Origin of the sequence: Allopusillimonas ginsengisoli (assembly GCF_004153455.1) — a bacterium.
GTDB lineage: Bacteria > Pseudomonadota > Gammaproteobacteria > Burkholderiales > Burkholderiaceae_B > Allopusillimonas > Allopusillimonas ginsengisoli.
The window spans coordinates 1-22685 of sequence record NZ_SDQE01000018.1 but is presented as its reverse complement, the minus strand read 5'-3'; the positions used below and the strand labels follow the sequence as shown (position 1 = coordinate 22685).

Annotated in this window: 20 protein-coding genes and 1 pseudogene; 4 read left to right on the top strand and 17 right to left on the bottom strand. The window is 58.5% G+C overall.

What is annotated here, in order from left to right:
- Positions 1–8: 8 nt before the first annotated feature.
- The 12 genes from leuC to ERE07_RS20375 form a co-directional block, all read right to left on the bottom strand.
- Positions 9–1412 carry a 3-isopropylmalate dehydratase large subunit gene (gene leuC / locus ERE07_RS20430; protein WP_130010875.1) on the bottom strand — a complete coding sequence of 468 codons (1404 nt, stop codon included), beginning with the start codon at positions 1410–1412 and terminating at the stop codon, positions 9–11.
- A gap of 304 nt (positions 1413–1716) precedes the next feature.
- Positions 1717–3066, bottom strand: coding sequence for an amino acid deaminase (locus ERE07_RS20425; RefSeq protein ID WP_245153814.1), 1350 nt, complete (start codon positions 3064–3066; stop codon positions 1717–1719).
- 81 nt (positions 3067–3147) lie between these two features.
- Positions 3148–4560, bottom strand: a complete 1413-nt coding sequence (locus ERE07_RS20420) for an FAD-binding oxidoreductase (RefSeq protein WP_130010874.1) — start codon at positions 4558–4560, stop codon at positions 3148–3150.
- 77 nt (positions 4561–4637) lie between these two features.
- Complete coding sequence (locus tag ERE07_RS20415) at positions 4638–6422, bottom strand: IlvD/Edd family dehydratase (RefSeq protein WP_130010873.1); 1785 nt, start codon at positions 6420–6422, stop codon at positions 4638–4640.
- A 142-nt stretch (positions 6423–6564) separates the two neighbouring features.
- Positions 6565–7611 carry a TRAP transporter substrate-binding protein gene (locus tag ERE07_RS20410; RefSeq protein WP_245153813.1) on the bottom strand — a complete coding sequence of 349 codons (1047 nt, stop codon included), beginning with the start codon at positions 7609–7611 and terminating at the stop codon, positions 6565–6567.
- A gap of 26 nt (positions 7612–7637) precedes the next feature.
- Positions 7638–8918: a TRAP transporter large permease subunit gene (locus ERE07_RS20405; protein ID WP_130010872.1), complete on the bottom strand. Its 1281-nt coding sequence runs from the start codon at positions 8916–8918 to the stop codon at positions 7638–7640.
- Positions 8919–9016: 98 nt separating this feature from the next.
- Positions 9017–9571 (bottom strand): TRAP transporter small permease, encoded by a 555-nt coding sequence (locus tag ERE07_RS20400; protein WP_245153812.1) that lies wholly within the window; start codon positions 9569–9571, stop codon positions 9017–9019.
- Between the two features lie 13 nt (positions 9572–9584).
- Positions 9585–10337, bottom strand: coding sequence for an SDR family NAD(P)-dependent oxidoreductase (locus ERE07_RS20395; RefSeq protein ID WP_130010871.1), 753 nt, complete (start codon positions 10335–10337; stop codon positions 9585–9587).
- Positions 10334–11401: an Ldh family oxidoreductase gene (locus ERE07_RS20390; protein WP_130010870.1), complete on the bottom strand. Its 1068-nt coding sequence runs from the start codon at positions 11399–11401 to the stop codon at positions 10334–10336. Before ERE07_RS20390 ends, ERE07_RS20395 begins: the two co-directional genes overlap by 4 nt.
- On the bottom strand, positions 11398–12906 hold the full coding sequence (locus ERE07_RS20385; RefSeq protein WP_130010869.1) for a tripartite tricarboxylate transporter permease: 1509 nt from the start codon (positions 12904–12906) through the stop codon (positions 11398–11400). Before ERE07_RS20385 ends, ERE07_RS20390 begins: the two co-directional genes overlap by 4 nt.
- A 4-nt stretch (positions 12907–12910) precedes the next feature.
- Positions 12911–13387: a tripartite tricarboxylate transporter TctB family protein gene (locus ERE07_RS20380; RefSeq protein WP_130010868.1), complete on the bottom strand. Its 477-nt coding sequence runs from the start codon at positions 13385–13387 to the stop codon at positions 12911–12913.
- A gap of 69 nt (positions 13388–13456) precedes the next feature.
- Positions 13457–14437: a tripartite tricarboxylate transporter substrate binding protein gene (locus ERE07_RS20375; protein WP_130010867.1), complete on the bottom strand. Its 981-nt coding sequence runs from the start codon at positions 14435–14437 to the stop codon at positions 13457–13459.
- Between the two features lie 245 nt (positions 14438–14682).
- On the opposite strand from ERE07_RS20375, the gene ERE07_RS20370 reads away from it, so the two are divergent.
- Positions 14683–15492, top strand: a complete 810-nt coding sequence (locus tag ERE07_RS20370; RefSeq protein WP_130010866.1) for an IclR family transcriptional regulator — start codon at positions 14683–14685, stop codon at positions 15490–15492.
- 42 nt (positions 15493–15534) lie between these two features.
- Here ERE07_RS20370 and ERE07_RS20365 read toward each other — a convergent pair whose 3' ends face one another.
- The 4 genes from ERE07_RS20365 to ERE07_RS20350 all read right to left on the bottom strand — a co-directional run bounded on the left by ERE07_RS20365 (position 15535) and on the right by ERE07_RS20350 (position 19499).
- Positions 15535–16377, bottom strand: coding sequence for a M48 family metallopeptidase (locus tag ERE07_RS20365; RefSeq protein ID WP_130010865.1), 843 nt, complete (start codon positions 16375–16377; stop codon positions 15535–15537).
- Positions 16378–16456: 79 nt separating this feature from the next.
- Positions 16457–17533, bottom strand: coding sequence for a chorismate synthase (aroC, locus tag ERE07_RS20360; protein ID WP_130010864.1), 1077 nt, complete (start codon positions 17531–17533; stop codon positions 16457–16459).
- A gap of 56 nt (positions 17534–17589) precedes the next feature.
- Positions 17590–19065: a protein adenylyltransferase SelO gene (locus ERE07_RS20355; protein ID WP_130010863.1), complete on the bottom strand. Its 1476-nt coding sequence runs from the start codon at positions 19063–19065 to the stop codon at positions 17590–17592.
- Positions 19066–19112: 47 nt separating this feature from the next.
- Positions 19113–19499: a DUF2069 domain-containing protein gene (locus ERE07_RS20350; protein ID WP_130010862.1), complete on the bottom strand. Its 387-nt coding sequence runs from the start codon at positions 19497–19499 to the stop codon at positions 19113–19115.
- Positions 19500–19572: 73 nt separating this feature from the next.
- Here ERE07_RS20350 and ERE07_RS20345 point away from each other — a divergent pair, with 73 nt between their 5' ends.
- Complete coding sequence (locus tag ERE07_RS20345) at positions 19573–20943, top strand: YihY family inner membrane protein (RefSeq protein ID WP_130010861.1); 1371 nt, start codon at positions 19573–19575, stop codon at positions 20941–20943.
- On the top strand, positions 20930–21391 hold the full coding sequence (locus ERE07_RS20340) for a CBS domain-containing protein (protein ID WP_130010860.1): 462 nt from the start codon (positions 20930–20932) through the stop codon (positions 21389–21391). The genes ERE07_RS20345 and ERE07_RS20340 overlap by 14 nt, the downstream gene beginning before the upstream one ends.
- Before the next feature lie 44 nt (positions 21392–21435).
- On the opposite strand, the gene dusA is transcribed toward ERE07_RS20340, so the two are convergent.
- Entirely contained in the window at positions 21436–22440 is a 1005-nt protein-coding gene (dusA, locus tag ERE07_RS20335; RefSeq protein ID WP_280634389.1) for a tRNA dihydrouridine(20/20a) synthase DusA, read from the bottom strand.
- Positions 22441–22516: 76 nt separating this feature from the next.
- On the opposite strand from dusA, the pseudogene ERE07_RS20330 reads away from it, so the two are divergent.
- Positions 22517–22685: pseudogene (locus ERE07_RS20330) on the top strand (alcohol dehydrogenase catalytic domain-containing protein); the annotation flags it as partial.

Sequence of the window (22685 nt, the reverse complement as noted above, 5' to 3'; positions counted from 1 at the left end):
GATGCGTCCTATCCTAAATTGCGTACATCGACAAAATGGCCTGCGATGGCCGCAGCGGCCGCCATCGCCGGGCTGACCAGATGGGTACGCCCTCCCTGGCCCTGACGCCCTTCAAAGTTGCGATTGGACGTTGAGGCGCAACGTTCGCCGGGCTCGAGACGATCGGCGTTCATCGCCAGACACATCGAACAACCCGGCTCGCGCCATTCGAAGCCCGCCTCGGTAAAGATTTTGTCCAGCCCTTCTTTCTCGGCCTGAGCCTTGACCAACCCGGAGCCAGGCACCACCATCGCCTGCTTGACGGACGAGGCAACGCGCTTTCCGCGCGCGACCACCGCCGCAGCCCGCAAGTCTTCGATACGGGCATTGGTACAGGATCCGATAAAGACCCGATCAATGCGAATATCGGTAATCGGCGTATTCGGTTTGAGCCCCATGTATTGCAGCGCGCGCTCCATGCCGCTGCGGCGTACGTCGTCTTTTTCTTTGTCGGGATCGGGTACGCGAGCGTCGACGGGCAGCACCATTTCGGGCGAGGTGCCCCAGGAAACCTGCGGCACGATTTCGCGTGCATCGATGTCGACGACACGATCAAAGCTTGCGCCCTCGTCTGAGTGCAGCGTGCGCCAATACTGCACAGCCTGATCCCATAGCACGCCGGTAGGCGCATAAGGACGCCCACGGAAGTAGTCGATGGTTTTCTGGTCTACCGCAACCATGCCTGAACGCGCTCCGGCTTCAATCGCCATATTGCAGACGGTCATCCGGCCTTCGACAGACAGTTCGCGTATGGTGCTGCCGGCAAATTCGATGGCATGGCCCGTGCCGCCTGCCGTACCGATCTTGCCGATGATATGCAGCACGACGTCCTTGGCCGTGCAGCCAGCGGGCAACTTGCCTTCGACCCGTATGAGCATATTCTTGTTCTTTTTCATGAGCAGCGTTTGCGTAGCCAGCACATGCTCGACCTCGGACGTGCCAATGCCAAAGGCCAGCGTGCCCACCGCGCCGTGCGTGCTGGTATGGGAATCACCGCAGACGACCGTCATGCCAGGCAGGGTTGCGCCTTGCTCAGGCCCAATGATGTGCACGATGCCCTGGCGCTTGTCGTTCATGCGAAACTCGGTAATGCCGTATTTTTCGCAGTTGTCGTCGAGCGTATCAACCTGCAGGCGCGATATCGGATCGGTAATGCCTTCGTTGCGCGCCGTGGTGGGCACGTTGTGATCCGCCACGGCGAGATTGGCGCTGACGCGCCATGGCTTGCGATCCGCAAGCGCCAGCCCTTCAAAGGCCTGCGGACTGGTGACCTCGTGCACCAGATGGCGGTCTATATACAGCAAACAGGTGCCGTCTGACTCCTGGTGCACGACGTGCGCGCGCCAGAGTTTATCGTACAAGGTTTGGGGCATGATGGATTCCTGGATAGCCAAAGGTGGGTTCGCGGGCAGACAAACGGTGACAACACCCCTGTTTACCCTGTATGCGAACTATTATGCCAGTATCATTTCCCAGGACAAGACGAGCATTTATACTGGTATTCGTGCTAACAGGAACGCGTCACCGGTTCGTGCCCTGGCCGTCTGAACCGGCTGACAGGTCGACAAGTATCCAGCAATGCCTTCCCCGTGAAAGCAGCTTCGCAGCGCAAGGCGTACGCGCCCGTGTTCGGAAGCCTGGCAGGCTCCTCAAGGAGCGCGATGCCATTCCCACCTCTTAGAAACAGGTCGTGACGGCATCCACGACATTTCCCTGCCCATCGACGACCGGCAGCCAGGCCCATTTGTCGAAGGTGGTGCAAGGATGCGACATGCCAAGCACAACACGATCGCCTACCTCGGGCGCCGCCCCGTCGGGATCGTACCGCAGATAAGCATGCTGGTCATTCAGGGCGTCAATAAGCCAGCCTTGCGGCGCAGGCGCCCCCGACAAACACCCGCGTGGCACATGGCTGACAACGACAGGCAAGGCCAGGTCAAAGGAAATATCCCGTTTACCGCAGGTCAAAATCGCCAAGCCGGGCTGAGGGGTGGACTGGACCATGGACCAGACTTCCAGGGCCGGTCGCAAGCTGGCGTCCAGGCCCTGGCGCTGCTCCACGTTATGCAGCATGTGGCGATAGAAGCCATGGTCGTGCGTAATGTAGCAACCCGAGCGCAACACGCCCCGCACCGCGCGAGACAGCTTCACCGCCATCGCCGGGAGAACAAGGTCAAACACCGCAGAACCACCTGCGCTGACGATAATCTCAGGCGCAACGAACAATCCTGCCTCATCCAGTGCCATCGCGATATCGCGCACGATGTCCATGAAGGCGCCAACGCGTTCACGGTCGTTCTCAAGCTCGCAATGAGCGAGTCCGCCTTCATAGCACGCTATGCCACCGAGGCGAAGCACTGGGCAGGACTTGGCCCGCTGCGCGACGGCGAGTGCATGCTCGCGCGTTCTGCACCCTGTACGCTGATCCGCCGCACCGACCTCAAGCAGACAGTCGAACGTCACAGAGGCCTTGCTGCTTGCCGCCCAGGCTTCAATGCAGTCGATTTGCGCCACCGAATCGATCAAAAACCAGATGGTCAGGTCTTCATGGCGCGCCAGTATTGCGGCGAGCGCATCCAGATCTGCACGCGCCAACACCTGATTGGCAATGATGATGCGCCGCGCACCGGCCCGCACCCCTGCTTGCACCTGAAAAACCGTGGCGAACGTCAAACCCCACGCGCCGGCAGCGAGTTGACGGCGGAAAATCTGCGGCGACATTGTGGTTTTTCCGTGTGGCGCAATATCGACACCGTGTTGCGCCGCATAGGCCTGCATCCAGGCAAGGTTGTGGCTCAACGCGTCTTCCTTCAGAACGGCGACGGGATAAGGAAGGTCGTCTCGATAGAGATTCCAGCTTTGCTTTGCAATGTTCGAGATTGCGCACGGCTCGGCAGCAGTCGGGTAGCCTTTGTAGCGCGCATCTATCTGCACCGCGTCAAGATGGTCCTCACCGCTGCCCGAGCCAGTCTGCGCGTGCTGGGCGGACATATTCACGACGCTGTTCTTATCTGCTGAATGTTCCATTATTTCGGGTACCTGCATTCTTCAATTCGTTCGGCCTATCAGTGAGCGGAGCGCATATCATCCTGGCCGCGCTGTTTCCCCTTACGCCTGCCAAGACACCAACTTGCCCGGGTTGAAGATATTGTTGGGATCGTAGGCGTGTTTGACAAGCCGCATGAGTTGGAGCGCGGCTTCCCCATGCTCCTCCTTCAGAAACGCCATCTTGTGAATGCCCACGCCATGCTCGCCCGAGCACGTGCCATCCATCTGTATGGCGCGGCTGACCAGACGGCGATTGATCTGCTCGGATTTTTCCCACTCGTCTTCGCTGTCCGGGTCTATCAGCATCTGCACGTGAAAGTTGCCGTCGCCCACATGCCCGACAATCGTGTACGGAAAAGGCATGCCTTCGAGATCAGCCGCGGTTTGTGTGACGCACTCCGCAAGCCGGGAGATCGGCACACACACGTCGGTGGCCACGCTGCGAGAGCCAGGCCTGAGCTGCAGACCGGAATAATGCGAATTATGGCGCGCCGTCCACAAACGCGTGCGATCCTCGGGGCGTTCGGCCCATTCAAAATCCATGCCTCCGTTGTCACGGGCGATTTCCTGTACGACTTCCGCCTGTTCCTGCACGCCTGTTTGGCTGCCATGAAATTCGAACAGTAGTAACGGCGTTTCTTTCAGCCCCAGCTTGCTGTATCGGTTGACCGCCGCAACGGTACGCTGGTCCATGAATTCAACCCGGGCAATCGCCACGCCACTCTGCATGATCTCGATCACGGACTGCACGGCGGCAGATAGCGAAGGAAAGTTACAGATGGCCGCGGTAACCGCTTCCGGCTGGGGATACACCCGCACCGTAACCTCGACAATAATGCCCAGCGTGCCTTCGCTTCCCACAAACAGCCGGGTCAGATCATAGCCGGCCGATGACTTGCGGGCACGGCTGCTGGTGCGGATAACCTCGCCATTAGCCGTAACGACCTTGAGCGACACCACGTTTTCGCGCATCGTGCCATAGCGCACGGCGTTCGTGCCAGACGCGCGGGTAGCCGCCATGCCGCCTATGCTCGCGTGCGCACCCGGATCAATGGGGAAAAACAGACCTGTATGCCGGATTTCATCGTTCAACTGCGTGCGGATGACGCCCGGCTGGACAGTCACGGTGAAGTCTTCGGCATTGATGGCCAGGACTTTGTTCATTTCCGCAAAATCGAGGGTGATACCGCCTTCTATCGGAAGTACATGGCCTTCGAGCGAGGAGCCAATACCAAACGGGATGATGGGCACGCTGTATTGATTGCACAGTTTCACCGCTGCCACCACATCGTCAATATCCCGGGGAAATATCACGGCCTCTGGCGGGCAGACGGGATAGGGTGACTCGTCCGTGCCATGGTGTTGCCTCACGGCTTCCGATGTAATGAATCTGTCGCCAAAATGCGCCCGAAAGGCGTCCAGGCCATCCTGCGGCAATACCCGCCGCGCAGAGTGATGAATTGAAGAGAGCATGTGTATCCAATTCTGATGCGAGTGGAAAACCGGGATAATCGGCGGCACCGTCTGTGCCGGGCCGACGACGACCGGATTTAGTGATTGTTGCGCGATTCTCCGCGCTGCTCAATGATCTTAATATACTTGGTGGCAGCTTCCAGACAGCCGCCTGTGCCATGCTGGCCCACCATACCGCGATAGATTTCCTCCCAGGGCGTCTGGTTCTTGAGATCGGGCGGCGTCCATGCTGCCTTGCGCCGGGCCAGCTCTTCATCGGGAATCAGTACGTCGACGCGACGCTCGTTCAGGTCGATGCGTACCCTATCGCCGGTTTGCAGCAAGGCCAGGCCACCACCCACGGCCGCCTCTGGCGACACATTGAGAATGGACGGGCTGGCGGATGTACCGCTCTGCCGGCCATCGCCCATTGTGGGCAACGTATCTATACCGCGCGCCATCAGCGCTGCCGGTGGCTGCATGTTCACGACTTCGGCGCCACCCGGATATCCTACCGGGCCCGCGTTGCGGATGACCAGCAGGCTGTGCTCATCGACGCCCAGATCAGGGTTTTCGATCCGGTCGTGATAATCTTCGGGCCCTTCGAACACAATGGCCTTCAGCTCCATAACATTGGGGCGTTCCGGGTCGGACAGAAACCGCTTGCGGAAGGCTTCGTCGATCACGCTTGTCTTGATGACGGCATTGTCGAACAAGTTGCCGCTCAATACGATATAGCCGGCATCCGCTTTGAGAGGCTGATCCCATGCGCGAATGACTTCCCGGTCGGGCTGGCCTGTATTCCGCAGATTTTCCGCCAGGGTTTTACCCGTAACCGTCATGGCGTCGCCATTCAGCTTTCCGGCATCCAGCAACTCCTTCATTACCGCGGGAACGCCACCCGCGCGGTGAAATGCTTCGCCAAGAAAGCGGCCTGCCGGCTGGCAGTCGACAAGCAAAGGGATCGAGGGCCCCAGACGCTGCCAGTCGTCCAGGGTGTGATCCACCCCCATGTGCCGCGCGATGGCGATCATGTGGATCGGGCAGTTGGAAGAGCCGCCCAGCGCTGCTGCGGCGACAACCGCATTTTCGAACGCCTGCTTGGTCATGATGTCTGAAGGCCGAAGATTTTCGTGCACCATCCCCACAATGCGCCGGCCGGTTTCATACGCCATCCAGCCGCGCTCGCGGTATGGTGCCGGAATTGCCGCGCAGCCGGGCAAAGACATGCCCAGCGCCTCAGCCAGGGAATTCATCGACAGCGCGGTGCCCATGGTGTTGCAATGACCTGTCGACGGCGCTGACGACGCCACATTGCTCATGAATTCTTCATAACCGATTTCACCCGCCGCCAATCGCTTGCGCGCATCCCAAACAACAGTGCCCGAGCCGGCCAGCTTGCCGCGCCACCATCCGTCCAGCATCGGCCCGCCAGACAAGACAATGGCCGGAATATTGACGGTGGCCGCCGCCATGAGACAGGCTGGTGTCGTCTTGTCACATCCTGTCGTCAGCACGACCCCGTCCAGCGGATAGCCATGCAACACTTCGACCAGGCCAAGATAAGCCAGATTACGGTCCAGCGCAGCGGTCGGACGTTTTCCGGTTTCCTGAATGGGGTGTACGGGGAACTCAAGCGGGATGCCGCCCATATCGCGAATGCCATCGCGTACTCGCGACGCCAGTTCAAGATGGTGGCGGTTGCAAGGCGACAGATCTGAGCCGGTCTGTGCAATGCCGATAATAGGCTTGCCCGATTGCAGCTCCTCTCGGGTGATGCCGTAATTCATGTAGCGTTCGATGTACAACGCCGTCATGCCGGGATCGGCTGGATTGTCGAACCACCTGCGACTGCGCAGCATGGGTTTTTCTGACTCTGACATGTGAATAGACCTTTCTAAAATCGGATGCACAGCGCAATAGCCATCATCGGCCGGGCACGTGAGTGTGCCCGCGCCCGGCGGGCACGGCATCTTGAAACACGCTGCATCCTGGCAACACCAGGATGCTTTCAGAAAAAGGCGCTCAGGACTTGGATGCCTCTTGGGCCGCACCCAACACAGCGTCTACTGTCTCGGGCCCGATTTCCTGCTTCAGCTTGGAGACAATAGGCTCCAGTTGTTCGCGGATGGCTTCCTTCTCCGCTGTGGAAAACTCGGACACCTTGACGCCATGTTCCTTGAGGTAGGCCAGCGCTGCCACATCGCCTTCCCGACTTACTTTGCGTTGAAATGCCTGTGAGCGCTTGGCCGCTTCCTCGATAACCGCTTGCTCGTCTGTCGATAACCCGTCCCACCAGCGCTTGGACGCCAGAAGCACAAATGGCGTGTAAACGTGATTGGAAATCGTCAGGTATGGCTGGACCTCGTAGAACTTGCTGGTCTGTATGGTGCTCAGCGGGTTCTCCTGTCCATCAACGGTCTTGGTTTCCAGCGCGGTGAACAATTCGGTGAACGGCATGGGAATGGCATTGGCGCCCAATCCGTTGAACACGCTCAGCGCCACCTGGTTCTGCATCACGCGCAGCTTGATGCCGTTCAGATCGGACGCCTTGTTGATTTCGTGCCTGGAATTGGTGATGTTCCGGAAACCATTCTCCCAATACAACAGCCCGATCAACCCCTTGGGCGGCAGCGTGTCCAGCAGTTTGCGCCCCTCCGGCCCGTCCAGCACCGCGTCGGCCACCTTCTCGTTATCGAACAGGAAGGGAAGATCAAATACGCCGAACTCCTTGACCATGCCGGCCAGCGGCGCCGTGGAGACAAACGTCATTTCCTGCGATCCGCCGATTAGCGCATTCTGCATCTGCTCGTCGGACCCCAGCGCGCCATTGCCATAGGTTTTTACTTTCATCTTGCCGTCGCTCAGACGCCCTACCTCCTCGGCAAAAAAGCGCGTTGCCTTGCCGGTGGGGCTGCTGTCGGCCAAGCCATAGCCGAAGCGGATGATGCGCGTCTTGATATCCTTGGCGACCGCATCATGGGCGACCAGACCCATGGCAGCCACGGTGGCCAGGCCCAGCATCATGCTCTTGAGCCCCAACGTTGTTTTCATTGCAGATCTGACTGTCATGCCATTCCATCCTCGAAAAAAAACACTCAATAAAACCAGCGCAACGGCGCCAGAACGATTTCCGGAAAAATCACCATAAGCGTGATCAGCGCTGTATACGCCAGCACATATGGCCACACGCCCTTGATGATGTCTTCCATTCGAACGCGGGCCACGCCGCAAACCACATTCAGTACCGTACCGACCGGCGGTGTCAGCAGGCCGGCGCAGCCGACCATGATGAATATCACGCCAAAGTACGTGGGATCTATGCCGGCCTTTTCCACCACGGGCATCAGCACCGGGGCGAGAATCAATATGGTGGGCGTAAGATCCATGGCCGTTCCGATCAGCGTCAGCAGAATGACCAGAGTGAACATCAGAAGCGTCGGCGAATCCACCAAGGGTCCCAACATTTCAATAATCGCCTGAGGCAAGTCGGCCAGCGTGATCATGTAAGACGTAACCAGCGCCGCGGCAACAAGAAACATCACGATGGCGGTTGTCATGGCGGCATTGACCAACAGCGGGAACAATGACTTGAAGGTAATTTCGCGATAGACAACCATGCCGACAAACAAGGCGTAGACCGCTGCCACTGCGGCGGCCTCGGTCGGTGTGAAAATACCGCCCCGCAACCCACCGATAATAATGATGGGCAACAGCAGTGCCCAGGATGAATCCCTGAACGCTTTGCTGCGCACCGTCCAGCTCTCTTTCGGCGACGACTGCATGGTTTTGGAGCGGGACGAGATGAATGCCCACACGGTCACCAGCGTCAGCCCCATCAAGAGCCCCGGCACAATGCCCGCGATAAAAAGCTTGGTGACCGAGATATTGGCCGCGACGCCAAAAATAATGAAGGAAATGGACGGCGGAATAATCGGTGCGATAATGCCGCCCGCGGCAATCAGGCCTGTCGCCTGATTCATGTCGTACCCTCGACTGCGCAACATGGGCACCAGCATCGCTGCCAGCGCCGCCGCATCGGCCACCGCCGAACCCGACAGCGCCGCCAGCAATACGCTCGCCATGATGGCAACATACCCCAACCCGCCCTTGATATGCCCGACGAAAGACGCCGCCAGATGCACCATGCGCCGCGACATTCCGCCCGCATTCATGGCCTCGCCCGCGAGCATGAACAAAGGCACCGCCATCAGCGAGAAATTGTCCGCGCCGGTCAGCATGTTCTGTGCAATGATCTGCGGGTCGAAAAAGGAAAGATGGAACATAAGCGCAATCGCGCTCAACAACAAGGCGAACGCGATCGGCACGCCGAACGCCATAAAACCCAGCAAGGTGGCTACGAAAATAAATACGGTCATGTGTACCTGTTATTGGTTTAGATCTGGCAGCGCACTGCGTTGCCGGCAGGCTCGCAATCGCGGGCTGTTCATTTGCATAGGTAAGTCGGCATCAGCGCTCAGACATCGTCAACGGTGTCGACCGAAGTTCGAAAATGCACAGTGTTCTCGGGCACGGCAGGCGTTCGCAGCGCCACATAAATATCGAGTATCGTCATCAACGCCATCGCGACGGCTGAAAAAAGCACAGCGCCACTGAACACTGCAATCGATACGCCTGCGACAGGCGTCACCGTGCTGAAACCAATAATGGTTTGATCCCAACCGCCATCTATCATCAGCCACAGCACCCACAAGATAAGCAGCTGCCTGAACACGTGCACGACTTTCTGCGTGGACGGGGAGAAGCGATCCACGAGCATATTGATGGCCAGATGTTGCTTGGCGCGAAATGCCAGCACGGTGCCGGCGAACGTCAGCCAGACAAAGCACATGCGAGCCACCTCTTCGGAGATGGTGATGCCCGAATTGAATACATAGCGCAGAACCACATTGCCAAAAACCAGCAGCAGCATCAACAGCAGGCTCAGCGCGATAATCATTGTGAGTACGGCGAACAAGTGGTCCGCCAGCGTCGCGGCCATTCCTTTCTCGCCTTGATCTTTTTCCGTCATTTATATTCCTGTCTCAATAGGTAGCACGGCCACCGGAGATATCAAACACCGCCCCTGTGCTGAATGAACAGTCCTCCGAAGACAGCCAGCACACCATTGCCGCGATCTCCTCCACACGAACAAACCGCGCCAGAGGTATCTTGGAAAGCATGTAGTCAATATGCTGCTGTGTCATGGTGTCGAACAAATCCGTCTTGGCGACAGCAGGCGTAATGGCGTTGACCAGAACACCCTTGTCCGCCAGTTCCTTGCCCAGCGATTTGGTGAGTCCAATCAAGCCCGCTTTGGACGCGCTGTAGTGCGAGGCATTGGGATTGCCTTCTTTGCCGGCAATGGAAGCAATATTGACGATGCGCCCATACCCAAGCCCAAGCATGTGGGGAATCACGCTGCGGCTGGTGTAGTACGGCGCGACAAGGTTCACCTCTATGACTTCTTTCCATGCCTGCGCGTCAAGTTCCCAAGCCAGTGCATTGCCTCCCGTGATGCCAGCGTTGTTCACGAGTATGTCAATTTTTCCGTGACGTTCGACTGTTGCTCGTGTTGCCGCCTCCACGGCTTCCAGATCGGTCAGATCGACAACATGTGTACTCACGGTGCCGGCCGTGTGCAGCGCGTCCTGCGCCTGCCCCATGCGGCTTTCATCCTTGTCCCAAATCGCAACGGCGGCGCCCGACGCAAGCATGCGCTGCGCAATGGCAAAACCGATGCCGCGCGCGGCGCCGGTGATGACGGCCACCCGGCCGTTCAGATCGAATTGATTCATTCTTGATTGTCCTTGCATGCTGGAAACTGCAGTTGATATCTGACGGCGAGCTCACGCATTGCGGGCTCAATGGCCTCTTGCAGCAGAACCCCCTGGTCGAGCTGCTGCCGGCGCAGGGCAAGCGCCCTGTCGCCTGGCAAACGCACTGCCGGAACGCCGGGACGAGGCCGGTTTTGGCGGCACTGCGCGGCCAACCAATCCATCTGGCGCACGAACTCGTCCTTGCCCGCAAAACCAACGGTGTCGTACAGGTTGATGAACACGCTCGCGCCCCACCCTTGCGCATCATCCGCCCTGCCGTATCCGCCCAGCCCACCCGTCAGCGCTTCGACCAGCAATCCCAACCCGTAGCCTTTGTGTCCAGCCGACAAACCGCCAACCGGCAATATGGTGCCCGGCGGAGAATCGAAGAGTATCTGCGGATCATGGCTGGGATTCCCCTTTGCGTCGATCAGCCATGCCTCATCGAACGTTGCGCCCTGCTTCGCAAGGCGACTGCACATGCCGTTGGTTGTCACTGAAGCCGATATGTCAATCAACAACGGTGAACTGGCGGGAATGCCTGCAGCAATAGGGTTGGGCGTGAAAACGGCCTCTGTGCCACCAAATGGCGCAACACTCTTTCCGCCCGGATCGGACGAGGCCAACACAATCAACATACCCTGCTCTACCGCCTTGAGCAGGTAGCTTGCCAGGCAGGCGATATGATGACTGCGCCGGATAACCAGCGAGGCAGATCCAAACTGTCGCGCTCTGGGAATCAAGGCGTCAATTGCTTCGCACACCAGCCAGGGGCCGGGCAACCGCTCCCCATCCCAGAGCAAGGCAGCGCCTTTGTCAGCCAGCACTTTGGGCGCGCCCGCCCGCGTCATACCGCCTTGTTCAAGTTCCGCCGCATACGGCGCCAGCAGCGCCAGTCCATGCGTGGAATGACCCAGCAGATCGCCTTCCACCAGAACTCTCGCGACGGTGTCGGAAAGCCTGTCGTCCATACCTGCCTTTGCCAGTACTTGCGCAGCAAAAATCTCCAGGTCCTGCGCCACATAACGCTGCTGCTCAATCACGTCTCTACCCTCCCTATCTTCCTGGTCATTCTGTATGCGCCTCTGATCAGGGGAAATAGCCAGACAAGCAGCGCGAAAATGCCCAACGCACAGGCTATCGGCCGACTGAAGAACATCAGGAAATCCCCGTCGGCCTTGATCATGGAAAAAACGAAGTGCTCTTCCAGCATCCCTCCCAACACGACCCCGAGCACAGCGGGCGCAATCGGGAAATCATTTTCTTCCATGAGATACGCCAGCACGCCAACGGCCAGCATGACCATCACATCGAACACACTGTTGTTGATGGCAAACGTACCAACGATGCAGAAAATCAGAATCAATGGCATCAGGATGTTGCGCGGCACGTTCAGCACCTTGCGGGCCGCTTTGACCGCCAGATACCCCAAAGGCAGCATGATGATGTTCGCCAAAACGAAAACAATGAACACGGAATAGATTTCGACCGGACTATTGGTGAATATCATGGGGCCCGGCGCGAGGTTTTTCATGTACAGCACGCCAATTACGATGGCGGTGATGGAATCCCCCGGAATGCCGAACACCAGCGCCGGTATCCATGCGCCAGCCAGCGCGGAATTGTTGGCGGCACCTGCTTCCACAATGCCTTCCACGTGACCCGTGCCAAACTTCTCGGGCTCGCGTGAAAACCGCTTGCTCACGCCATACGACATCCAGGCGGCGATGTCGGCGCCAGCCCCTGGCAAGGCGCCGACAATCGTGCCCAGTACGCTGCCGCGCACGATACCCTTTGGGTACTTGCGCGCCAACGTCCACATGCCGGTAAACAGATTGCCGATCTGTGTTGTGATTTCTACCTTTTTCTGTGCAGCATCCGTGGCATAGCGCAGTACCTCGGAAATGGCGAACATCCCCACCATCATCGGCAAAAGCGTTACGCCATTGAGCAAATCCTCGTTGCCAAAGGTAAAGCGCGGATAAGCGGCAGGATTGTTCATGCCGACGCAAGCCAGCAGCAAGCCGATCAGCAGAGAAACAAACCCGCGCAACGTACTGGAGGGAGAAATGAAGATCGCGCACGAAAGACCGAGCACAACCAGCCAAAAGAACTCATAAGACGAAAAATTGAGAGCAAAATCTGCCAGCACGGGCGCAGAGGTGATGAGCACCAGCGTACCGAAAAGCCCGCCTACACACGAAAATACGATGCTCGCTCCCAGGGCCTGGTTGGCCAGCCCTTTCTTGGTCATCGCGTAGGCTTCATCGGTATACGCAGCCGAGGACGGCGTTCCCGGAATGCGCAGCAGGCAGCCCGGTATATCGCCCGAGGTAATCGCCATGGCCGTCGCCGTCACCATCATGGCCACAGCGGGAACCGGGTCCATGAAAAAGGTAATGGGCACCAGCAGCGCAACGGCCATGGTGGCACTCAGGCCAGGGATCGCACCAACAAACAGGCCAAACATGGCCGCGATCAGAATCACGCCCAGCACAAATGGATCGGTAACCTGGGCGAATGCCGCCGACAAATTGGCTAAATCCATAGGCTCACCATGCAAAGGGCTCAAGCAGGCCCCACGGCAGTGGCACCTTGAGCACGCTGTAAAACATGAAATGAATGACCAGCACGCTGATCAATGCCACAAGCGCCGCGCGAAGCCAGCGCACACCAAAGGCGAGCAGCAGCACGCAAAGCAGAATGAAGGAACAGGGAAGAAAACCCAGCGTCCCCGCCAGTTCAAAATAAAACACCAAGGACGCTGGCACGAGCAAAAAACGCCATACAGCGCGCGGATCACGCAGCCAGGGCGCACGCACATGACGTGGCCGGCCTGATGCCCGGCCGCGCACGCCTTGGACAACCAATAACAGCGCACAGATAAACAGACCAACGGAAATGACGGTGGGGAAAAGGCTTGCGCCAAAGTTCTGGCCGGGGATCACGGGGAATGCCTGGGCCATGATGAATACAATGACGGAAAAAATGCCTAGCGCCACGCCGATCAGGGTGTCATCAAATTTCATAGGCAGCTCGCGTTGTTTCAAGCAGTCTTTTCCCGCCGCATTCGACGCGGCAGGAAAGGAGGACGGTGCTTAGTCAGCCACGGGACGTGCCATACCGATTGCCGAGATCACCTCGCCAAAGTCGTCCATGGACTTTTTCATGAACTCGCCGTACGCCTGACCACTGGCATAGCCAATGCCAAACCCGCGCTTCTTCATGAAATCCTTGAATTCCTGACTCTCATTGACGTTCTTCAACGCCGTTTCCATCCGGCTGACCACATCATCGGGCAAGCCCTTGGGGCCTGCAATGCCGCGCCAGACACCAATCTTCCAGTCGCTGCCTATGGACTCTTTGAGGGTGGGAACATCGGGATACAGTGGCTCGCGTTCATCTGCCATGACAGCCAGCGGCCTCGCCTTGCCGGCGTCTATCATCGAACGTGCTTCGGGCAGCGAGGTCGGCACGATGTTGATACCGCCTGCCGCCAGTTCCAGCATGGCAGGGGCTGCGCCATTGGACGGCACGAACGGTACGGCGGCAGGATCCAGCCCCATGTTCTTGAGCAGGCCAGCAATGGCAATATGCCAGATGCCGCCCTGCCCCGTGCCGGATGCCTTGAGCTTGCCGGGATTGGCCTTGATCGCCTCCATCAGCGCAGCCATGGTTTTATACGGCGATTCAGCGCTCACGGAGACCGCTGCCGGATCCACATTCATCAATGCAAGCGGCGTGTAATCGGCAGGCGTCAACTTGGTCAGACCTTGATGCCTCATCATGGCAATTTCCACGGTCAGCATGCCCAGGGTATAGCCATCAGGTTTGGCCTTGGCTATCGCGGCGTGGCCGACAACCCCGTTGCCGCCTGTTCGGTTCACTACATTCACTGGCTGGCCCAGTTCCTTTTCCAGCAGCGAAGCAATAATGCGCGCGGTGGCATCCGTGCCTCCGCCGGCGCCCCAGGCGACTATCATTGTAATTGGCCGTTCAGGCCATGCCGCGTGCGCGGCTCCGACGACAACACTGGCGCATACAGCTACCGCCAGTTTGAGCAGGCGTTGTGTTTTCATTGTCTCTCTCCAGTTACTGTTATGTCTAAGCTACCAGGGGACTGCTGTACTCCTATGTGGCGCCGGAATCGCCACAACGACTTTTTATGAGTAAAAACTTATTTCTGATTGTCCAGGATATCGTAAGACAGGAAAACGGGGCAATCAATCCAAAATCACCCTTTTTTACCTAGGGATTTCCCTCCATCCTTAAAATGCAAAGCAGTGGATAATCACGTTAATATCTTTTCATATATAAAACAAACATGAACACAACCACACCGAATCGCTATAGCGCGCCAGCGCTGGAAAAAGGCTTGGACATACTGGAAGCGCTTGCGCAAAGCGAAGACGGTTACACGCTCAACGAGCTTGCCAGGACGCTCGGACGCAATGTCAACGAAATTTTTCGCATGGTCATGACCTTGCAGCACAGGGGGTATATTCAGCAGGCCGAGCCGGACGATCGCTATACGCTGTCGATGCGGCTCTTCCAGTTGGCGCATTACCAGCAACCGATCAAGTCACTGCTGCAGGCGGCGCTGCCTCTGTTGAAAGAATTGGCGGAACGCTCGCGACAGTCTTGTCATTTATCATTGTTTCGCAGCGGACGCATGGTCATTGTCGCGCAAATCGACAGTCCTGAACGGTGGTCTTTCGGGCTTAGAGTGGGAGAAGCCATGGGGCTGACCGACACCTCATCCGGCCACGTCATACTCGCCTATCAGGACGAGGTAGAGCGCACCCGCATGCTCAGCAGCCACATCAAGGTCGAAGGCGAGCTGCAGATGGATCCTGGCGAGCTTTTCTCCATCCTGAAGGATGTACGCGCCAAGGGCTATGCTTCGATGCCCAGTATCCAGATCGGTGGGATCACCAATATTGCGTTTCCTGTTTTCAGCAATGGCGGGCGCGTCGTGGCCGCCATCAATGTGCCGCACATCGCACGCATCGATGGCATGCCGCGACCCGATATCGAGCAGATCAAGGAAATCATGTCCAGCATCTGCCTGCGCCTGTCCACCCGCATTGGGTACAACCCGGACGCAAGTGATGACATGCTGGACAGCGCATAGCGCGCCAGCGGCAAGCGCTCGGTCGCGCTTGCGAACGCTGGCTTATCCCGCTTTGGCCGACTGCTGATACAGCGGCAGTACCTTATTGGCGGCTTCGGTCAGATCTGCCGTACGGCTGGCCGCAGAGGGGTGGGTAGACAGAAACTCGGGCTGCTGGCTACCGCCGCCGAGCGCACCCATTTTTTGCCATAACGTCACGGCTGCCCGCGGATCGTAGCCAGCCCTGGCCGCCAGTTCCACGCCAATCCGATCGGCTTCGGCTTCTGCCGTCCGGCTATTGGGCAAGGTAAACATGACTTTGGACAGCGCGCCCCCCAGGTCAGCCGTTGCCGGCATTCCGGTAACAGCCCCCAATACCGACAGGCCGATGTTGGTCGTCATCTGCTGGGAAACCTGCTCGCGTGTATGTTCGCGCAGTGCATGGGCCATTTCGTGTCCGATGACGGCGGCAAGCTCCGCATCGGTAGGCTTTATCTGCCGGATCAGGCCGGTATACACCGCAATCTTGCCGCCCGGCATGCACCACGCATTGACGTCGTCTGATTTCAGAACGTGGACTTCCCATTTCCAGCTGCTGGCGTCCGGGCGGAACGTACCTACCTGCTGAATCAGCCTGTTCGCGATTTTCTTGACGCGTGCGGTTTGAGTGGCGTCTTGGTCGAGCGCTCCCTGGGCCTTGGCCTTGGACATCAGGCTGGAATACTGCTGTGCCGCTTCCTGCTGCAGAGCAGCCTCCGACACCATGCCCGACATGTACTGCTTGCGTTCTACACCGACAGCCCCCGAGCCGGTCGTCTGTACCGCTGTGCACGCCGCCAGCACTGTGACAACCGACAGAACACCGGCGGTGGACAAGCGGCGCAGAAGCAAATATTTCTTGTGCATGATGTTGTTTCTCCTTCGAAGGTACAGTTTCCTGGGCAGTCTGTTTGCGAACACTCGGGCGAGTGCTGATCCTCGCCGCCTAAGGCAGGTTCGGCACGCTAGCGCATTGAGCACGATGACGCAGGGCGTGGTCCATCAGCACAATGGCCAGCAGCGCTTCAACAATAGGCGTGGCACGGATGCCCACGCAAGGATCATGCCGCCCCAATGTCTGTACCGGAACAGGCTCGCCGGCGCGGTTGATGGACTGGCGCTCGACACGAATGCTGGATGTAGGCTTGATAGCCACAGATACGGTAATGGCCTGGCCCGACGAAATCCCGCCCAGCACGCCGCCCGCATGATTGCTGGCAAAGCCCGTTGGCAGGATTTCGTCGCCGTGCTCGGATCCACGCTGGGCTACGCAATCAAAACCCGCGCCGATAGACACCCCTTTGACGGCATTAAGCCCCATCATGACATGGGCAATATCCGCATCCAACCTATCGTACAGAGGCTCGCCCCACCCTGTGGGCACGTTGTCCGCAACCACCTCGATGCGCGCGCCGATGGAATCGCCATCGCGCCGCAACTGGTCCATGAACGCCTCCAACTCGGGAATGATCTCGGCATTTGGTGCATAAAAAGGATTATTACCAACCTCATCCCAGGATTGAAAGGGAATGGACAGCGGCCCAAGCTGGCTCATGTAGCCGCGTACACGGACCCCATAAGCCTGGGCCAGCCATTTCTTGGCAATTGCACCAGCCGCGACGGACGGGGCCGTCAGCCTGGCCGATGAACGCCCCCCGCCCCGCGGATCACGATCGCCATATTTGCGTGTGTAGGTGAAATCCGCGTGTCCGGGCCGGAAGGTATCGACGATATTGCCGTAGTCTTTGCTGCGCGCATCAGTATTGCGGATCAGCAGCCCGATGGGCGTGCCCGTTGTCAGCCCTTGATAAACCCCCGACAGAATCTCGACCTGATCCGGCTCTTTGCGCTGGGTCACATGTCGTGACGTGCCCGGGCGACGGCGGTCCAGCTCGAGCTGGATATCGGCCTCTGTCAGCGGAAGGCCGGGCGGGCAGCCATCGACCACAGCGCCGATGGCCGGGCCGTGGGACTCACCAAAATTCGTAACGCAGAAAAGCTTGCCTAAGGTGTTGCCGGACATGATCTATGTTCTTTTACCTGTTATGGATGGATGATTTTATCAGCGTGCATAGGGATTCAGGACGAACAGCTGACTTCGAGCAGCCCTGCCCATTCCGGGGGCTCGGCAGCATACTGTTCGAAACCCGGCCTTTCTGTGCAAGGGTCGCGCAGCAGGCTGAGCAGCGTGTCGATTTCGCTGGCGTCGCCTTTGACGGCAGCACGGATCGCGTTTTCGGCAAGATGATTGCGCAATACATAGAGCGGATTGACGCCGTTCATCTGCGCCACGCGCTCGCCGTCATCCCGGCCATCTCGGCCGACGCGCTGCAGATATACATCCAGCCAGGCCCGAGCCGCCTCGCGTTCAGGGAAATGCTGCAGGAAGGCATCGTTGTCCTGAACCGCCGCAGCAAGCCGACGAAAACTCAGGCTAAAATCGGCTTCCTGGGTGTGCAGCAATTGCCACCAGCCATCCATCAGCACATCATCGCCCTCTTCGTAGCGCACCAACCCGAGCTTTCGAGATAAATTGCCACGGTACGCCTCGAGAAAAACCGGTTCGTAGCGGCGCAATGGCTGCCTGAGCGCCTCTTCGTCTATGCCTAGCTGCAGCAGCGTGCTGGCCAGGCGATACAGATTCCAGTGCGCGACCGAAGGCTGCGCATTCCAGGCGTACCGGCCCTCAGTGTCGCTATGATTGCAGACATGGTTGACCTTAAAGGCATCCATGAAGCCATACGGGCCGTAATCCAGCGTTAGCCCGATAATGGACATATTGTCGGTATTCATGACGCCATGGCAAAACCCTGCCGTCTGCCAGTCCGCAATCAGCCGCGCTGTCCGCTCGACCACTGCGCCAAGAAAGCGCAGCGCCACGCCCTGCTCATCGTCGGGTTCGCCCGCGGCGGGCTGCAAACACTCGGGGTAGTGTCGCTGTACGACATAATCCAGCAACGCCTTGAGCATGTCTGGTCGGCGCGACCAGTGTTCAAATGACCCGAAACGCACGAAACTCGGCGAGACACGCGTCACAATGGCCGCCGTCTCAACGGTTTCGCGATAGACCGGGTCTTTTGATCCGACCAGCGCCAGCGCCCGAGTTGTGGGAATACCCAATCCCGCCATGGCTTCGCCCGCCAGATATTCACGCACGGACGAGCGCAGCACCGCCCGCCCGTCGCCCATGCGCGAATACGGTGTACGGCCAGACCCTTTGAGTTGCAACTCCCAGTGGCCATGAGCCGTTACGATTTCGCCCAACAAATGCGCGCGGCCATCGCCCAACTGTCCAGCCCAGATGCCAAACTGATGGCCGCTGTAGACGGCAGCGAGCGTGTCACCGCCCGGCAAGGGGGCCTGACCCGAAAATACCTGCAAAAACTGTGAGCTATTGACTGCCTTGGCCGACAGGCCCAGCATGGTGGCTATCGGTTCGTTAACGTGCAACAGCGTTGGATCGGTCAGGGGCTGCGTTTTCAGGCGCGTATAGAACGGCGCTGGCAGCCCTGCATATGAATTGACGACTTCCAACTGGTCCAGGGTGTCCTTCATCTAAGTGCTCCAGCGTAGCCGGCCCAGGGGCCGGAATTTAAAAGGATTCACGATGCCGTCTTGGCCCTGGCTTCGCGCTTGGCCGCTTGCTTGGCGGGGCGCAGGTAAAAAATGGCACAGCAATAAAACACCAGTGACAGCACAATTTCGAGCGCCGCCAGGACGGCGGAAGCTGGCGCCGGATCCGACCAGACACGCACCGCCCCCTCCATCAGATACAACAGAATCAGCATCGCAGCCCACTGCAGGGTATACAGCCGCCCTTTGAGGACACCACGCAACGGCAACAGCAGTGGCAAGGCCTTGAGCGCCAGCAACGATCCACCCGGCCTGAGCGGCGCAAGCCAGAGCTCCCAGGCCAGACAAAGAACAATCAGCAAAACGAGTGCCGTGGATGCGCCGTGGCGCAGAACGGGGTTCAATTGTGTAGTCATGCTGGTATTATCACTCGAAAGACATCCGCCCTGCCGGACCCGTGTTCCCGAGATTCAAAAGGTTCTGACACGCATGGTTGCACACGATACAAGCAGTACACCGGATAAGGCCACCGACCGGGCTGGGCAGCACAAGCCTAGAACGCCCTTGCGCAGAGCCATCGCGTTGCCGGCCGACACCAGCAAAGTCGTCCGCTTTGTGCTGCGGCGCGCAGGCGAAAAGAAACTGACACAAGTCGCCTCCAGCCTGACCTTCACCACAGTGCTCAGCATCGTCCCCATGCTGGCGGTGGTTTTGGCGCTGTTTACCGCGTTTCCTTTGTTCGGCGAATTTCGGCTTGCGCTCGAAGACTTTCTCACGACAAATCTGATGCCGCCAGCGGTATCCGACAACGTCATGCTGTATCTGAACCAGTTCGCAGCCAAAGCGTCCGGACTGACGGCGATAGGCAGCTTGTTTCTGTTCGTGACATCGATATCGCTGATCATGACGATCGATGAGGCCTTCAACGACATCTGGCAGGTCGAACAGCAACGCCCAATGCGCCAGCGCATGCTTGTGTACTGGGCCATCGTATCGTTGGGTCCCATCCTGGCGGGCGCCAGTCTCTGGGCAACGTCTCTGCTGGCGCGCGAGTCCCTCGGGCACGTCGACGACCTGCCGACTTCCGTCGGATTCGCCCTGTCCTTTATACCGCTCGTGGCCACCGGCCTGGGCTTCACGGCGCTCTTCTGTCTGGTGCCCAATCGCAAGGTGCTTTGGCGAGACGCATTGATCGGCGGTCTCGGCACCGCCATCGTGCTCGAAATCATGCGCACCGCCTTCGCGTTCTATTTGACCCGATTCCCGTCCTACACCGTTATTTACGGGGCATTCGCCACGCTGCCCATCTTCTTGCTCTGGATCTATATGTCCTGGCTGGTTATTTTGGTGGGCGCTACAGTGGCCGCCATTCTCCCCTCGATCCGGCAAAGGCGCTGGGCGCTCGAACACTACACCGGCGACCAGTTCATCGATTCTTTGCGTGTGTTGCGGGTGCTGTGGGAAACACAAGCCAACAACCCTTGTCCTGGATGCAGCATCGTCCAGTTGTGCGAACGCCTGCAGTTGCATCAAGATGAGACAGCAAGTGTCCTGAAGCAACTCAAAGATCTCGGGTATGTGGTCGATACGCTGGAAAACGATGATCAGGTATGGGTGTTGGCCTGCGATCAGCGCAGTGCGGATCTCGGGCCGTTGCTGGATGCCATGCTGGTAGACCGCAAGCAACCAGGGATGCACGGTAACCGCGAGCTGCTGGATGCCATCGCCATAACGCTCACGCAAGCGCCCATGCGGCTGGAAACACTCTTCCACAAGACAGCACTACCCGAAAGCCAAGGGATAGGGCAAAATACAATAAAAACAACGCAGGGACAGGAGCACCGCCATGTTGAAAGTTAATGAAATCCTGAGGGTCAAGGGCAATACGCTTTATACAGCCACGCCGGATATGCCTATCTTGCGCGCACTCGAAACCATGAGCGAGCAGGACATCGGCTCCCTGGTTATCATGGATCACGGTCAGTTGGCAGGCATGGTCACTTTCCGGGAAATCATCCGCCATCTTCATGCCAACAACGGCAATACCGGCAACAACACTTTGCGCAGCATCATGGACGACGCACCCGTCAGCGTTTCGCCCAATACCAACGCCGACGAAGTCCAACGCCTCATGCTTGAAAAGCACGCGCGTTATATCCCGGTTATGGATGGCCCAACGTTGCTGGGCGTCATTTCGTTCTACGACATGGCTCAGGCCATTGTCGCGGCGCAACAGTTCGAAAACGATATGCTCAAGGCCTATATTCGCGACTGGCCCTCAGACAACGAAACGGCGCGGCCAAACTAGGCAGAAGCGTCATTCCGCGCAGGGCGAGCTTTGCTTAGCCGCTTCTACGGTGCGATAACCGCCTCGCCGGCGCTGTTGCGGCTGGCGATGTCTTCCCAGGCGCGCGCAAACAGCCCAGGATCGTTGGCATTGAGCTGGGCGGGATCCGATAAGGTACGGCGCCACTGACGCGCCCCTGTTCTGCCCGCCATCCAGCCCAACATGGCCCTGGCGATGATACGCAACGGCACGCCCTTCTGTATTTCGCTATCAGCGTAGTCGACCATGGCCCGCACAACCTCATCAGTAGACAACAACGCCACATGCGGTTGGTCATCGCGCACGATATCCGACAGAATGCCGGGATTGTGCCACGCTGCGCGGCCCAGCATCACGCCATCGAACTGTGCCATCAGCGACAGGGCGTCTTCCTTCTGGGTGATGCCGCCATTGAGCACAAAAATGCAATCGGGAAAATCCGCTTTGAGCCGGGCGGCGGCATCGTAACGCAGCGGAGGCTTTTCTCGATTGTCTTTGGGCGACAGGCCTTTGAGCACCGCATTGCGCGCATGCACGATAAAAACGCGACAACCAGTATCGTAAACTTTGCCGACGAAATCGCGCACAAAGCCATAGGACTCGTCGTAATCCAGCCCCAAGCGGTGCTTGACAGTAACTGGTATGGATACCGCATCTTGCATGGCCTTGACGCAATCGGCCACCAGGGCGGGTTCGGCCATCAGGCAGGCGCCAAATGCGCCACGTTGCACGCGCTCGGAGGGACAGCCGCAGTTCAGATTCACTTCGTCGTAGCCCCATCGCTCACCCAGCAGCGCACTGCGGGCCAGCGCATCAGGCTCGCTGCCTCCTACCTGCAAGGCAACCGGATGCTCGGCGGGATCAAAGTTCAGATGACGCGCGACATCGCCATGCATCAAGGCGCCGGTGGTGATCATTTCGGTGTAAAGCCGCGCACCGGGTGCCAGCAGACGGTGAAAATACCGGCAGTGCCTATCGGTTACGTCTATCATCGGCGCAACGCAAAGGCGCCAGCCGGCAGAGGGAGGAATTGAGCTGAAGGTCACGAATAACGTTGAACTGGGTACACTACAGTCTTGTATTTTAAGCCATACGGACGCGATCACCATGAAAACCAAAGCTGCTATTGCCTGGAAAGCAGGCGCGCCCCTTACCATCGAAGATGTCGAGCTGTCCGGCCCCAAGGCGGGCGAAGTACTGGTCGAGATCAAGGCCACGGGCATTTGCCACACCGACTATTACACGCTGTCGGGCGCTGATCCCGAGGGTATATTCC

What these genes read in the sequence shown, in the direction of transcription:
- ERE07_RS20375 (WP_130010867.1), bottom strand. Translation starts at nt 14,437, where the DNA reads ATGAAAACACAACGCCTGCTCAAACTGGCGGTAGCTGTATGCGCCAGT.
- leuC (WP_130010875.1), bottom strand. Translation starts at nt 1,412, where the DNA reads ATGCCCCAAACCTTGTACGATAAACTCTGGCGCGCGCACGTCGTGCAC.
- ERE07_RS20420 (WP_130010874.1), bottom strand. Translation starts at nt 4,560, where the DNA reads ATGCTCTCTTCAATTCATCACTCTGCGCGGCGGGTATTGCCGCAGGAT.
- ERE07_RS20365 (WP_130010865.1), bottom strand. Translation starts at nt 16,377, where the DNA reads ATGCACAAGAAATATTTGCTTCTGCGCCGCTTGTCCACCGCCGGTGTT.
- ERE07_RS20425 (WP_245153814.1), bottom strand. Translation starts at nt 3,066, where the DNA reads ATGGAACATTCAGCAGATAAGAACAGCGTCGTGAATATGTCCGCCCAG.
- ERE07_RS20405 (WP_130010872.1), bottom strand. Translation starts at nt 8,918, where the DNA reads ATGACCGTATTTATTTTCGTAGCCACCTTGCTGGGTTTTATGGCGTTC.
- ERE07_RS20340 (WP_130010860.1), top strand. Translation starts at nt 20,930, where the DNA reads ATGTTGAAAGTTAATGAAATCCTGAGGGTCAAGGGCAATACGCTTTAT.
- ERE07_RS20355 (WP_130010863.1), bottom strand. Translation starts at nt 19,065, where the DNA reads ATGAAGGACACCCTGGACCAGTTGGAAGTCGTCAATTCATATGCAGGG.
- ERE07_RS20385 (WP_130010869.1), bottom strand. Translation starts at nt 12,906, where the DNA reads ATGGATTTAGCCAATTTGTCGGCGGCATTCGCCCAGGTTACCGATCCA.
- aroC (WP_130010864.1), bottom strand. Translation starts at nt 17,533, where the DNA reads ATGTCCGGCAACACCTTAGGCAAGCTTTTCTGCGTTACGAATTTTGGT.
- ERE07_RS20410 (WP_245153813.1), bottom strand. Translation starts at nt 7,611, where the DNA reads ATGACAGTCAGATCTGCAATGAAAACAACGTTGGGGCTCAAGAGCATG.
- ERE07_RS20350 (WP_130010862.1), bottom strand. Translation starts at nt 19,499, where the DNA reads ATGACTACACAATTGAACCCCGTTCTGCGCCACGGCGCATCCACGGCA.
- ERE07_RS20370 (WP_130010866.1), top strand. Translation starts at nt 14,683, where the DNA reads ATGAACACAACCACACCGAATCGCTATAGCGCGCCAGCGCTGGAAAAA.
- ERE07_RS20380 (WP_130010868.1), bottom strand. Translation starts at nt 13,387, where the DNA reads ATGAAATTTGATGACACCCTGATCGGCGTGGCGCTAGGCATTTTTTCC.
- ERE07_RS20415 (WP_130010873.1), bottom strand. Translation starts at nt 6,422, where the DNA reads ATGTCAGAGTCAGAAAAACCCATGCTGCGCAGTCGCAGGTGGTTCGAC.
- ERE07_RS20345 (WP_130010861.1), top strand. Translation starts at nt 19,573, where the DNA reads ATGGTTGCACACGATACAAGCAGTACACCGGATAAGGCCACCGACCGG.
- ERE07_RS20400 (WP_245153812.1), bottom strand. Translation starts at nt 9,571, where the DNA reads ATGACGGAAAAAGATCAAGGCGAGAAAGGAATGGCCGCGACGCTGGCG.
- ERE07_RS20395 (WP_130010871.1), bottom strand. Translation starts at nt 10,337, where the DNA reads ATGAATCAATTCGATCTGAACGGCCGGGTGGCCGTCATCACCGGCGCC.